Origin of the sequence: Clostridium minihomine (assembly GCF_900240385.1) — a bacterium.
Classification (GTDB): domain Bacteria; phylum Bacillota; class Clostridia; order Oscillospirales; family Acutalibacteraceae; genus Faecalispora; species Faecalispora minihomine.
The window spans coordinates 138,129-151,783 of record NZ_OEQH01000001.1 but is presented as its reverse complement, the minus strand read 5'-3'; the positions used below and the strand labels follow the sequence as shown (position 1 = coordinate 151,783).

Genomic DNA, 13,655 nt, shown 5'->3' with positions numbered 1-13,655 from the left:
GTTTTCTTATGAATCCACTTCAATTTATCAAAAATATGGAACCTGCCACCGTGCAGAACCTGTCTCAAATGGTCCCTTATGAAAAGGGGATGGTGGCCAGCCAGACTTTGGCCCAGCAAGACTATTTCAGCGTAACCATTCTGGCGCTGGACTGCGGAACCGGCGTGGGGCCTCATGTGTGTGAAGGGGATGCTTTGGTCTATGCACTGGACGGAACCGGCGATGTCATCATCGACGGCAATCACCATACCGTCCAAAAGGGAGAATGCATCGTGATGCCGGCAGATTTTCCCCATGCGGTGAATGCTGGTGACGTCTCGTTTCAATTTCTTCTTACTGTGGTAAAACCACAGGCCTAACTTTATCATGAAATGAAAGGCGCCGGTGCGCCTCTCTTTCCCAAAGTAAGTTAGCTATAGCTAACATTTATTCACTCTATTCTATTGACAGAAAGGATTTTTATTCATGAAAATTTTCACAAAGATGTTAGGAGCTTTACTGGCCGTAACCATGCTTGCCGGCTGCAGTTCTGCTCCGCAATCCACCTCTTCTTCAGACAATTCGGGCGCACAGCAGTCCAGTGTGCAGAACAGCACCCAAGAACTTCCCGCACAAACCATCAAAGTCGGCGGCCCCTCGTCCCCACCCTCTCTGCCAATTTTAAGAATGATGGACTCCAAAGCAATGGGTGAAAATGTTACCATTGAATTTACCAAATGGGATGCAATGGAAACCCTGATGGCCATGGCCAATGACAGCTCAGTGCAATTCCTTGCACTGCCGCTGAACAGCGCCGTTTCTATGTACAACAAAGGGTTGGATGTTCAGCTGATGAACATTAACACATGGGCCGTTATGAGCATGATTACGGCGGATCCGGCCATCAAGGGATGGGATGATTTAAAAGGCGAAACCGTTTATATTCCCATCAAATCTTCTCCGGTAGATTATATGACACAAACCTTTATGAAAGAGCACGGACTTACGGTGGACAAAGATGTGAAGACCCAGTATACCAGCATTGCAGAAGGAACCCAACTTTTGCTCTCTGGCCAGGCCAAGGTTCTTGTCAGCATTGAACCCATGGTTACCGCCGCCAAATTAAAGAACCCAGAAATCCGCTCTATTGTGGATTACCAGAAGGAATGGCAGCAGATGACAAAAACAGAAACCGATCTTCCCAATGCCGGACTTGCCGCAAAAGGGGAGTTTGCAAAGCAGAGCCCCGAAACCGTTGCCCGCTTCCAGTCTGAATACAAAAGGGCACTGGAATGGGTGTTGGCAAACCCGAAAGAAGCCGGCGCTTTGGCAGAAAAATATCTGGGCATGAACCCAGAGGTTACCGCTGCCGCTGTTCCCAACATGGCGCTGCAATTTAAATCCGCTGCCGACAGCCGTGAGGAACTGGATCGCTATTACAATATCCTGTTTGGATACAGCCAGGAAAGTATTGGAGGCAAACTCCCCGATGATGCATTCTTCTATCTCCCGTAATAAAAAACCTTTCACCACCATAGCGGTGGTCATCCTTGTCTGGCAAATTGCCTCGCTTTTTACGCCGGACATTATGCTGCCCGGCCCTCTGCTTACTTTGCGGGGGATTTCCGGGTTTCTGCAATCCCCAGAATTTTACACTGCGCTGTGGTACTCCCTGATAAAACTGGTGATTGGCATTGGAATCGCCATAGTGATCGGCTGTGGAGCAGGAATTTTAATTGGTTCCATGCCCAAATGGTATGGATACGCCGAACCGATTGTAGATATGATGCAGTCCATTCCGCCAATCTCTTGGCTTGGAATTTCAATGATTTGGTTTGGCCTGACCACGGGCCCAACCATATTCATTATTATTCTGGCTGCCACCCCTATTCTGTTCATCAATGTGTATGAAGGTTTTGCCGGAATTGACAAACAGCTGATGCAAATGGGTCGGCTGTACCAGATCCCGCAAAAAAAGATATTGCGGCATATTATTCTGCCGTCGCTGAAAATTCCCTTTAAATCCGGCTTATTGGTTGCGGCCGGACTGGGCTGGAAGCTCACCATTATGGGGGAACATCTGACTTTGGCTAAGGGACTGGGCAATTTATTATCACAAGCCAGAATGAACCTGGAAATGTATAAAGTATTTGCTATTTCTCTATTAATCGCATTTTTATGGTTTGGAATCAAATTCGTTCTGATCCGGCTGCTCGATTCCTCCCCGAATTCCTCATCCAAAGCAAAGGAGTTGACACATTAATGCAAATTCGGTTAGAAAACATCTGCAAATGCTTTGACGGTGTTCCTGTTTTAGAAAACATCAATATGCATTTGCACAAAGGGAAAATCATTTGCATTGTGGGGCCCTCAGGATGTGGAAAATCCACTTTTTTGAATCTGCTCTCCCGTTTGGATCTCCCGGACAACGGAACCATTCAAATGGATGCTTCCACCAAAACAGCCTATGTGTTTCAAGAAGACAGACTGCTGCCTTGGGAAAGTGTTTACGATAATATTCGCTTTGTGAAGAATGCAGAAGATTCCCGGCAGATTCTGTCCCTAATCGAAGACGTGGGGTTAAAGGGGTACGAAAAACATCTGCCCGATCAATTGTCCGGCGGAATGCGGCAGCGTTGCTCTATCGCTCGTGCCTTTTATTACGGCTCTGATCTTCTATTAATGGATGAGCCTTTCAAGTCTTTGGATTTTAACCTGCGGTTTGAAATGATCGAAAAACTGCTGCTGCTTTGGGAAAAAAGTCAATGCGCCATTGTATTTGTCACCCACGAAATTGACGAAGCACTTCTTTTGGGAGATGAAATTTTGGTGTTTTCCAAACGCCCGGCTCACGTTTTGGAATCACTGGAAATCAAAACGCCCCAAAGAGAACGAAAGCTGGGTGATCCTCATTTATTATCCCTGCGTGCAAAAATTGTAGAAAACATTTTAAGGTAGCCTGACGATATCTTTCATAGCACAAAAAAACAAATCGCCCTCAGCAGGCTCATGCCTGTTGAGGGCGATTTCTATTTTAAGCTCTTGTCCCCCCACGAACGCTTCATGCTTTTCGGTGCTTATTATGAAAATAAAAATAAGATTGGATGATTCCAACTTTCTATGCACTCAGATTAAATTGCCGATTGCTATTTGGGCAAGATATGTTACGATAGATAAAATAGCAACATCAAAAACAGCGTAAAGCTATTTTGTGGGCTTTGATACCATTTAAAACGTTTCGGCATTCTATTGCGCAAAACAAAAAGAGCATCTTTTAAGAAAACGAAAACGGGAGGAATCATTGTGGTTTGTCATGATTTTCGATTTAAGTCTGAAGAAGGAACCGAAATATTTGTTTATGTCTGGACTCCGGAAGATCCAGCAACCATAAAGGGAATCGTACAGATATCCCACGGCATGGCAGAAACCGCAAAACGATATGAACGGTTTGCAAAAATTCTGACCAATTCGGGGTTTGCAGTTTACGCAAACGACCACAGAGGGCATGGAAAAACAGCCGGCACACTGGAAAAACTGGGCTACCTTGCGGATCAGGATGGGTTTCACTGGCTGGTGCAGGATCTGCATCAATTGAGCCAGATCATCCAAGAAAAGCATCCGGGTTTACCTTTGTTTTTGCTGGGGCACAGCATGGGTTCCTTTGCCGTTCAGCGGTACATCATGCTTTATGGCAATGAACTGCAAGGCGCAATTCTTTCCGGTTCTAACGGCAGACAGGGAATTGCACTGGACATGGGTCTGCGAATTGCGCAAAAAGAAGCAGAAAAACACGGCCGAACCGCCCCCAGTGAAAAAATGGATCAGCTTTTATTCGGCAATTTTAACCGGCGCTTTCGGCCAAACCGAACCTCATTCGACTGGTTGAGCCGAGATACCGCTGAAGTAGATCAATATATCAGTGACCCCTTTTGCGGAACAGTGTTTACCACAGGATTCTTTTATGATTTTCTCACTGGTCTAAAAGAATTGGAAAAACGTGAAAATCTGAATCAGATCCCAAAAGATCTGCCCATTCTGATCTTTTCCGGCGATAAAGATCCGGTAGGGAAAAACGGCAGAGGCGTTAAACGGCTGTTTCGCACTTACAAAAGATATGGGGTAAAAGATGTGGAACTAAGGCTATATTCGGAAGGCCGACACGAAATGTTCAACGAAACCAACCGGGATGAAGTGATGACAGATGTAATCACTTGGCTGAACTGCCATATGCCGCAGTAAAAAAGGACAGATGGGGCTTTTCGTTAGATGGCAGTGCTGTGAAACCACCTAACGCAGTTGCCCTTGGTAAAAAACCGGGATCTTCAGACGCGGTTCTGAAGGTCTTGTTTTCTGCCCTTTGCCGGGCACGAGAAGCCAGAAAAAACAATCAGCACGATTCAGAAATTCCCAACACCTGATGCACTGCTTTTCGAATTTCCAACACTCTGGTGTTGGTGAATTCCGGATAATCTTTGAACCATTTCATGTTCAAAGGCGAAGGATGCGGCAGAATATAGGCGGGTTTGCCATTGATTTGCTTGTTTTCAAAAGCCAATGCGGTAATTTTCTGCCCCGGAAAGAAAAACTCTGCTGCATAGCTTCCAATAATAATATAAATTTCATTTTCCACCAAAGACATTTCTTTTAAAAGCCATTGCCGGGAACAAATTTTAGGTGGGCGGCGGTCGCCGCCATTAGGCGATTTTCCCGGATAGCAATGTGCCATAGACACAATATAAAAACAATTCGGATTATAAAAATCCTCGTCAGATATTCCATACCACTCTTTGCGCAGCTTTTTTCCGCTGGCATCATCAAAAGGCCGCCCCGTTTCATGAACCTTTTTAGAAGGAGCCTGGCTAATCTGCATAATTTTCGCCCCGGAATTCCCCTGTATGACCGGATGCGGTTCAAATCCAAAATCCTCTTGACATAATCGGCACTGCAAGATTTGATTTTGCAGCTGAACAAGTTCCATTTGCTTTTTCTTTTGCTTCATTGTCCTCATCCCGTCTTATTATTTCTGATGTTTTATTTTTAAAATTGGTCTGCTCTGAATAAACCCGGCTGCATCTGCCACACAATATCTTCACTTTACTTTGCCACAGAATCCGAAGCTAAACCAGAAATACAGCAAGGTTTTTCTGCCAATCTAATTCAGAAAAAAACATTTTGTGCACAGCGGCCGCAAACTGCTCGTCCAAAATCCCAGGCATATCCCACATGATTAAAATGGGGCAATTTGCAAATAAATTGCCGTATGCTATAATTTTTGAGTACCAAACAAAGCATAAAGGAGGCGGTAGCTTGGCACAGCAATATACCAAAAAAATGATTCGCCAGGTATTTGTACAGATGCTGAACAAACGTCCACTGAACAAAATTACCGTTAAGGATATTGCTGAAGCATGTGAAATTAATCGAAATACTTTTTACTATTATTATACCGATGTTTATGTGCTTTTGTCAGAAATCTTTCAAACAGAGCTTCAAATTGTCATTGATAAATATAACGAAACCCTTTCTTGGGAAGAAAGCTTTATTGTGGCTGCCAAATTTGCTGTTGATAATAAAACCGCCGTTTATCATGTCTATAATTCCATGCAGAGAGAGACTTTAGTAAATTACATCTACAATGTGGCCGGAAACGTTATGATCCGCTTTGTGGAAAACGTGAGTGAAGGAATTCCTGCTTCTGAAGAAGACCGCAAGCTGATCGCTTCTTTCTATCAGTGTGCCCTGACCGAAATGGTTTTGCGCTGGATTGCCGCCGGCATGAAGGAAGATCCCGACACTGTCATTCGCCGGATTGGCCAGCTTTTTGCAGGAAACATTGAGGCATCTTTAAGGCACAGTGCGGCATTGCACGACTCCTGATCCCCTGCCTTTTTATTTTGTTTTTTCTCAAACATTCGAATGGAAACGCCCAAATACCCAGACATAAATTAGCAAATGATAAAAAATCGAACACTAGACCCTGTTTGCCTAATGAAGGATGCTAAAAAAACCGATATGATAGATTTACAGAAAACCTACACTGCGTATAATCCTTCCCAATCAACAAAGGATATTCGATGACTGATAGGCTGCGGCCGATCAAACAGAAAGTATCCGCAAGCATTGATTAACAGAATAAAATACGCTTTAAAATTTTAGAAAGAAGGGATCAACGTGAAATTAAAAACACATGATGATCGGCTGACTCTTACCCATGGAACTTATCATTCCTTAGTAAATGCCAGAAAGCCCAAGGGAATTGAAGAGAAACAGGCTTATCTAATCGGTACCGGAATCGGTGCGTTGGCTGCCGGTTGTTTTTTGATTCGTGATGCTCATATGGAGGGCAGCAAAATTACCTTCTTAGAGCAATTGGATATTCCCGGCGGTTCTTTGGATGGTGCCATCCGGCAGAATGCAGGTTATGTGGCCCGCGGCGGCCGTGAAATGGGTCATTGTTTTGAAGTGTTGTGGAGCCTTTTTAGTTCCCTCCCCTCCACCGAAGATCCCAGCATGACGGTGCTCGATCACTTCTTCTATACCAACTATGACGATCCCAACTTCAGCAATTGCCGCATTACCAAAAACCAGGGAGAGCGGTATGACAACGGAAAATTCAACTTAGGCCAGGATTTGGCAAAAGAATTGGCTTTCTTCGTTGCAATGTCTGATGATCAGCTGGAAAACAAATCCATCGAAGATATTTTCTCTGATGAGCTTTTGAACAGCGACTTCTGGACTTATTGGAGAACCATGTTTGCTTTCGAAAACTGGCATAGTGCTCTGGAAATGAAGCTGTACATGAACCGCTTTATCCACCACGTTGGCGGACTGCCGGATCTGTCTGCTCTGCAGTTCTCGCGCCATGACCAATTCACCTCTTTCGTTCTGCCTATGGTAAAGTATCTGGAAGAGCACGGCGCAAAGTTCCAATATGGAGTGACCGTCAATAACGTGGAATTCTCAATCACAAATGAGAAGAAAGCGGCCAAAAAAATCGTTGCAGTGGATAAAAACGGAAAAGATATTTCCATTGACCTGACCGAGAACGATTTGGTCTTTATCACCAATGGATCCATGACCGAAGGATCGGGTTACGGTGATGACAACACCCCCGCTCCCTTCAATAAAGAGCCGGGCGGCTGCTGGACACTGTGGAAAAATATTGCGGCGCAGTCTGAGGAATTCGGCAGACCCGAAAAATTCTGCTCGGATCCCGAAAAATCCAATTGGGAATCCTGCACTGTAACTTGCCACGACGAACGCGTTCCAAAATACATTGAAAAAATTACAAAACGTTCCCCCTATACCGGCCGCACCGTAACCGGCGGCATTATCACCGCCATCGACTCTTCTTGGCTGACAAGCTGGACCATCAACCGTCAGGAGCAATATTACGGCCAGCCGGAAAAAGACGTTATTGTTTGGGTTTATGGTTTATTCAGCGATATCCCCGGCGACTATATCAAAAAGCCCATGAGAGATTGCACCGGAAAAGAAATCACCAAGGAATGGCTGTATCATTTGGGCGTGCCCGAAAATGAAATAGAAGAATTGGCAGATTCCTGCACGGCTGTACCTGTTATGATGCCGTTTATTACTTCTCAATTTATGGTTCGTGAATCCGGTGATCGGCCTTATGTTGTTCCGAAGAACGCGGTGAACTTTGCGTTCCTTGGTCAGTTTGCAGAAACATTGGATGATCCGGGACGTGATACCGTGTTTACCATTGAGTATTCCGGACGTACCGCAATGGAAGCCGTATACGTCTTGACCGGAGTGGAAAAAGGGGTTCCGGAAGTATTTGGTTCCAGATACGATATCCGTTATCTGTTAAATGCCGGCACATGCCTGTTGGATGGAGAAAAGTTTGAAATGCACTTGCCTCCTCTGACAAAACGCAAGATTTTAAAACAACTGGCAGGAACTGATATTGAAGTGTTATTAAAAGAACATGGAATTCTTTAATCCTCTCATTTGATAATCTGATGAAAATCCCGAATTTACAAAAATTCGGGATTTTCGTTTATCAGTATTTATCTGTCTTTGGCCAGTTTTTGGTCATTTAACACCTGATAAAATTCTACTGCCACAAACAAAATAACGAGTGTGGCGGCCGGAAGGATAAGAAATCATAATCCACACCAAAGCGGCTATTCCGTGAAAACGATCTGCTGTTTTTCTGTTATAATGACTCTAGATCATGATGCAATGGAGGAAAACTCTGTGAGCCAACAAAATAAATTTGATCCAGCTTATCTTCCCACCATGGAAGAAATGCAAAGTTGGTATAACAATGAATTGCGCCAAAACGCCGTACAGTCATCAGAGGATGAGAAAGACATCCTCACAAATGAAACCCGCTCTTTTTTTCATGCATTTCGCAAATTAGAAAAAAGAGAGAATGTCCAACCGGTTACTGCGGCACCGGATAACGTATATTATCAAAAATATAAAGCGTATGTGGAACAAGAAAGCGAAAACAAATATTGTCAGATACAGGAACTAGAAAATTTAATACAGTACCATGAATTCTTTTTGCGCTGGGAACGAAGGCTAAATCGCGAAATCAGGAAGAGCAAACATTATGGAAGCAACTCTGCTACCAGATATCGGGTGGATTGTATCACCCAGCTGAAAACAGAATTGGCACTTCTGTTAGAGCGCTCTCCCGAAGCTTGGGCCGTTTATTATAAGCGCCAATTACTCAGTGATATCAAAACACAGCATCAACAGCGTTTGGTGACAGTACCCTATGTAAAAAACGCAAAGCAAAAAGTAATTGATTCTTTAAATTTGGGTGTTCCGGTTTACATTGTCGGGCATCTCGGCAGCGGAAAAACACAATTGGCAACAGAAGCAGCTCTGGATTTCACCATTCAAAACAAAATCCAAAAAGAACTGGAAGAATCCTTGGAACAATGGTACTGTTCCAACCCCAGTGCAACCGAAGCCGATGCAATCCAAAAATTCAAAGAGCTGAACGAAGACCGAAAAAATCACTATGAAACCCTATTGGCCAGCGGAAGTAAAGAAGAAGTGGAATCGTTACAGCCGCTTTTTATCTCTGGTTCTCACAATTTAACCTATGAAGATATGTTTGTGGAAAAAACTTTGTATCTCAAGCAAAGCTTTTCCCATGGCTCTTTTGTGGATTATCTGAATAGCATCATCGACGATTTTGATCAGTGGATGGGGGATCACCGGGAAAGACTGAGCCAAATGACCAATGAAGAACAGCTTCAGCTGAAAATTCAGATTTGGAAAAGTTTTTCGGATTTATTGGTGGCCAGCAACAGCGCTTTCGGAACAGAAATCCGGAAAACCGAACGGGAAATTTTGATGGCCGTAAAAGAAGGTCGTCCGGTTATTGTAGACGAACTAAACACCATTGCTATGCAAAACCTGATTGCCCTCAACGATATTTTGCAGCGCCATGCAGGCAGCACGGCATATATCACCGGGGTTGGCCCAGTTTTAATCAAACCCGGTTTTGCATTTATCGGTACCGGAAACCTATCCACCCAAATGGTTCATTATGAGGGAACCAACGAACTGAACCCTGCGTTTAAATCGCGCTTTGTCACCCTTGAATACAACTATGTTCCCCAAAAAATCACCGGTGCTTTAGAAGATCAGGAATTCCCGGAACAGAACGAACTTTTTCGTATCATAATCGCACGATTAACCGACCAGGCCGGGCGGCTTCCCCTTCCCGATCCCAAACGAACCCTAGAAGAACTGTTTCGCTTTTCTCAGTTGTGCCGGGTGACGCAAAATGTCTTTATGGGAAAATGGAAAGACCCCGATGACCCCCAGGATGCCAACACAGAGGAACTGGAACTGAGGGAATCGGTGCTGTCTATCCGCAATATTCTGCATGTTTTAGACAATTGGAATTTAGGGGAAGAAAAGGATTTGAGCAAAGCTTTGTGGGATGGTTTTATCAGTTCCATCACATATGCCGACGATCAAAACTATATTCTTTCACAAGCGGTGCGCTTTGGCTTTTTTCCTGCGGCAGAAGGTTGGAACATTCAGTCCAAAGGCATTGGTGCCGCCACCACTGCCTATGATGAAACTCGCACCCGCCCTTATCACTATATTCGTCCGGCTATGGAAACACTCAGCACTCTCGACGTGGTTCATCTTCTGTTTGGAGCCGGTCCGTCCAGAAAAGCACTGCCAAATGAGCTAAAGGAAATTTTCGAATCCTCGCCGGAAGACGCTTTGCGGATTAATGTACAAAAATATCAGGATTTTGATCAGAAAGTATCTCATTTGGAACATTCCAAAGCACTGTTAGAGTATCTGGAAAACAGCGGTGAAAAACCATGAAAGTGAATTTGTCCGTTGACGGAAAAGAGTTTAAAAATCAGGTTCAGGCGCTGAGAGAAAAACTGAACGAATGTCAGTCAAACGGAAGATTAGATGAAGAGTTTCAGCAACAATTAGAAGCACTGGCCAAAGCCGAAGAACAATTGCTGACAGAGCTGATTCCCTATTACCGGGTATATGCAAAGAACATCCAGCAAACCACCCTTGCTATTCACCCGATTTCACAGCGGGGAGCCTTTGGTTTTGAAGGTTTTTTAAAGTCGTTTGCCCGGATACAGGAAAATCTGTTTCTGTTGAGCAGCATCGAAAGACAAGTGCAATTTGCCCTTTTGGATTCGATGAATAAGTTTTCGGATCCCAAACAAATAGAAATGGAATGGAGCCTGCCCCTGAAAGAAATCAACGAAACCATTCCCTTTCTGAGCAAATTGCAAGATGGAACGCTGGTACTCTTGGGAATTCGAGGCGGCTGCTATCTGCTTTCCGGCCAGTCCTCCCCTGCCATTGCGGATCTGTCCGAACCCATAACAATTCAAAAAATTCTAACCGATCCGGATTTTCAGGGATTGGAACTTTGCTGCACCATCAGCGATGGTATATTCGTGATGCAAAGCGCAGAGGATACGCTGAATATTTTAGAACTGAAAAAAGAAAATCAGGAGTACCGGCTGGTGCTTCATACCGAGGAAAGCTGCGCTATTTCTGGTGTAAGCTGTTTGGAAACAATCGAAGACAATTATTTGGCGGTGGGAACCAATCAGGGGCAATTGCATTTTGTAAAATATGAAAACGGAAAATTAAAAACGGAAGAAACGTTAGATATTTTATCAAACCGAATTCGGCAAATCAAATGCTTGCAGGACGAAACAGGAAGTCGCAATACGCTGATAGCAATTGGCGATCAGGGCGGCCTTGCAGCGGTTTCTTTCCGCCAAGGTAAGAGAGTCATAGAAATGCACCGCGAAGATTTAAAGGGAAATCTATTTGACATTCAGTCTCAGCAAGGGACGGCCATCTTATTAAGCGAAGACGGCATTCTGTATTTACTGGAAGAAAATTTCGGAAATTGGGCTCTTAATGAAGGTGCAACGGTCAACGATCGTTTTTTTACCAATGTTTTGCCCTTCAGTAAATCAAATTACCTGCTGATGGATCTGGATGGAACATTCAATTTCTTACACATAAATCGAATTGATACCCCAAAAGACTTATGGGATCTGCCGTTGTATCAATAAGGGGGGAATGGCGATGTTTGAATGGGATGAGCAAAGTCTAATCGAAGAAGCCCAAAGGCACTGCGAAGAATTTTTGCAGAAAGAGCAACGTGCATTAGCAACTTTCACCGGGGATCCCAGTTTACTGTATTTGCCCGACGCAAAATTACAGCGTTTTCGCTTAGATCCGGCCAAAGGTGTGCTCTATTTGCCGCTGCAAAGTTTTTTGGAGCGGGAATTAGATGAGAATCAAATTCTGTGGCATATCTATTATGAACTGGCCCTATACCCCGACTGGAAAAAGCAAACCAGAAAATATCGATACAGAAAAAAAGGCTGGCAAAAAGAAATCGATCGCATGACCGCTTATCTTCTCAGCAAAGTAAAAGCTGAGTCGTTAGAAAAGGATCCTGCTTATCAGCCCCCCGTGCTTTCCCGCTATGTGGGAAAAGAGATTCTGGAATTCCTGCATGTCATGGATTATTACACCTCATTTTTAAGAGTTCTTCAGCTGTGCCCCATCTATAGAGATAAAGAATATTTTGAGAAAATAGTTCTCTCGATGAAGCAAAACGGCAAAACACTGGAATCCATTGCTCCACTGCCCGGGCACCGGGCGTTTGCCAACAGTTTTACCCTCATAGAACTTTATCAAACCCAACCCAAAGCAGACAGTTGGACACAAAACCCCTTTGAACAAACAATATTTCATCAGCCTTTATTTGATTTTGTTTCCAATCAACTCATTCGGCAAATCAACAAGGGCGCCGGAATTTTAGAGAGGGATCCCTTCTTGCGCTCTTTTGTTTTTCCAACCTTTGAGCAGTTGTGGAAAGACGAGATCGAAGAAATGGAGTTTTCGCCTTCTGTGGGGCAAACCGGAGAACCGGGAAAAGGAAACAGCCCTCCCTTTGAACCTTCCCCATCCAAAGAGGTTCCCGATTCTTTAGAGTCCACACAACAAGAAATTGATCAAATTTTAGAAGATATGCTGGAGCAGCAAGACCAGGTAAGTGAAAGCATTCAAAATGCCATGCTGGGTAAGGTGAATTTAGAACCCTATGGAATTACGCAATCGGATCAGCAATTGTTTCAATTCTATTCCAAGCAAATGAAAGCGGAACGAGATCAAATGCGGCAATTTTGGAAAAAGCTAATCGGCAACGCCAAAAAAGAAGTCAGCGTCAAAAAAGAAGATCAAATCAAAGGAAAACTGGATGTCAACAGCCTGATTCACTCCTATCCGGAGTTAACCGAAGCAGAAAAAAAGGGGAATTACAAAAATCTTCCCATTTTTAACCGATATGTTCTGGAACCCCAGGCAAATATCTTGCCGGAACGAATTGAGATTTCTTTTGTGATCGACAACTCCGGTTCGATGAACGCGTCCAAAATAGAAGCTGCCAGAAAAGCCTTGGCCGTAACACTTTTATCCATCGATGATTTTAACCAATATTTAAAAAGCAATGCGGAACAGCTCAATCAAAAAGTGTCTGTTTTAAGCGAAACCTGGTTTTTTGGCAGTGCCTATTATCATGTAAAAAAATTTAACGATAAAAGTGCAAAAGAAAAAGAAAAAAGTGATATTATCCGCTCTATTGTCAAACTTGATGCAACAGATGGAGCCACAGATGACGCCGCCTGCCTGCGAGAAATTTGCAGCCGCATTACACCTTTGCAGCAAAGTGAACTGCAAAAGGGAAAACAAATCAAAATTATCTTTGAAATTACAGATGGCGCTTCCAGTTTTCCTGGTTCTGCCAAAGAAGCGGTAAAGGACTTGCTGTCAAAAAACGTTGAAATTTACGCCTTTCAAATCGGAAAGAACAACAGCACCAATGAAAAAATATTTGATTTTGTCTGGAACGAAGGATACAAACAGCCCCGTGGAGTGATGATTGGGGAGCAGGTAGAAAAACTGCCAAAAGAGCTGCTGAAAGCCGTTGGTAAAAATATGCAGTCTGTTTTTCATTCGCGCTCTGGGGCATTTTAAATATTCTTTGGTTTTAAAGAAAGAATACCCACAGGTTTTTATTCCGGCATGGTTGGTTCCCAAATATTTTAGGCGGATTTTTTTCAAGAGAATAGCTGTATTCCTGTCCCCCTGAGCGAAGGGCATCAAAAACT

The 13,655-nt window shown here is 43.8% G+C and carries 11 protein-coding genes; 10 read left to right on the top strand and 1 reads right to left on the bottom strand.

Annotated elements, in window-relative coordinates:
• Positions 1–8: 8 nt before the first annotated feature.
• The 5 genes from C1A02_RS00710 (at position 9) to C1A02_RS00690 (ending at position 4,218) form a co-directional block, all read left to right on the top strand.
• Positions 9–359, top strand: coding sequence for a cupin domain-containing protein (locus tag C1A02_RS00710; protein WP_101696295.1), 351 nt, complete (start codon positions 9–11; stop codon positions 357–359).
• A gap of 106 nt (positions 360–465) precedes the next feature.
• A complete protein-coding gene (locus C1A02_RS00705) occupies positions 466–1,494 on the top strand; it encodes an ABC transporter substrate-binding protein (protein ID WP_207204861.1) in 1,029 nt (342 codons plus the stop codon).
• Entirely contained in the window at positions 1,469–2,242 is a 774-nt protein-coding gene (locus C1A02_RS00700) for an ABC transporter permease (RefSeq protein WP_101696294.1), read from the top strand. The genes C1A02_RS00705 and C1A02_RS00700 overlap by 26 nt, the downstream gene beginning before the upstream one ends.
• Positions 2,242–2,937, top strand: a complete 696-nt coding sequence (locus C1A02_RS00695) for an ABC transporter ATP-binding protein (RefSeq protein ID WP_101696293.1) — start codon at positions 2,242–2,244, stop codon at positions 2,935–2,937. Before C1A02_RS00700 ends, C1A02_RS00695 begins: the two co-directional genes overlap by 1 nt.
• A gap of 345 nt (positions 2,938–3,282) precedes the next feature.
• On the top strand, positions 3,283–4,218 hold the full coding sequence (locus tag C1A02_RS00690; RefSeq protein WP_101696292.1) for an alpha/beta hydrolase: 936 nt from the start codon (positions 3,283–3,285) through the stop codon (positions 4,216–4,218).
• A gap of 148 nt (positions 4,219–4,366) precedes the next feature.
• On the opposite strand, the gene C1A02_RS00685 is transcribed toward C1A02_RS00690, so the two are convergent.
• Positions 4,367–4,978 carry a uracil-DNA glycosylase family protein gene (locus C1A02_RS00685; RefSeq protein WP_101696291.1) on the bottom strand — a complete coding sequence of 204 codons (612 nt, stop codon included), beginning with the start codon at positions 4,976–4,978 and terminating at the stop codon, positions 4,367–4,369.
• 308 nt (positions 4,979–5,286) lie between these two features.
• On the opposite strand from C1A02_RS00685, the gene C1A02_RS00680 reads away from it, so the two are divergent.
• The 5 genes from C1A02_RS00680 to C1A02_RS00660 all read left to right on the top strand — a co-directional run bounded on the left by C1A02_RS00680 (position 5,287) and on the right by C1A02_RS00660 (position 13,521).
• A complete protein-coding gene (locus C1A02_RS00680; protein ID WP_101696290.1) occupies positions 5,287–5,856 on the top strand; it encodes a TetR-like C-terminal domain-containing protein in 570 nt (189 codons plus the stop codon).
• A 294-nt stretch (positions 5,857–6,150) separates the two neighbouring features.
• Entirely contained in the window at positions 6,151–7,944 is a 1,794-nt protein-coding gene (locus C1A02_RS00675) for an oleate hydratase (protein ID WP_101696289.1), read from the top strand.
• Between the two features lie 258 nt (positions 7,945–8,202).
• Complete coding sequence (locus tag C1A02_RS00670; protein WP_243577867.1) at positions 8,203–10,314, top strand: P-loop NTPase family protein; 2,112 nt, start codon at positions 8,203–8,205, stop codon at positions 10,312–10,314.
• Entirely contained in the window at positions 10,311–11,549 is a 1,239-nt protein-coding gene (locus C1A02_RS00665; RefSeq protein WP_101696288.1) for a hypothetical protein, read from the top strand. The genes C1A02_RS00670 and C1A02_RS00665 overlap by 4 nt, the downstream gene beginning before the upstream one ends.
• A gap of 13 nt (positions 11,550–11,562) precedes the next feature.
• On the top strand, positions 11,563–13,521 hold the full coding sequence (locus C1A02_RS00660; RefSeq protein ID WP_101696287.1) for a vWA domain-containing protein: 1,959 nt from the start codon (positions 11,563–11,565) through the stop codon (positions 13,519–13,521).
• Positions 13,522–13,655: the final 134 nt, after the last annotated feature.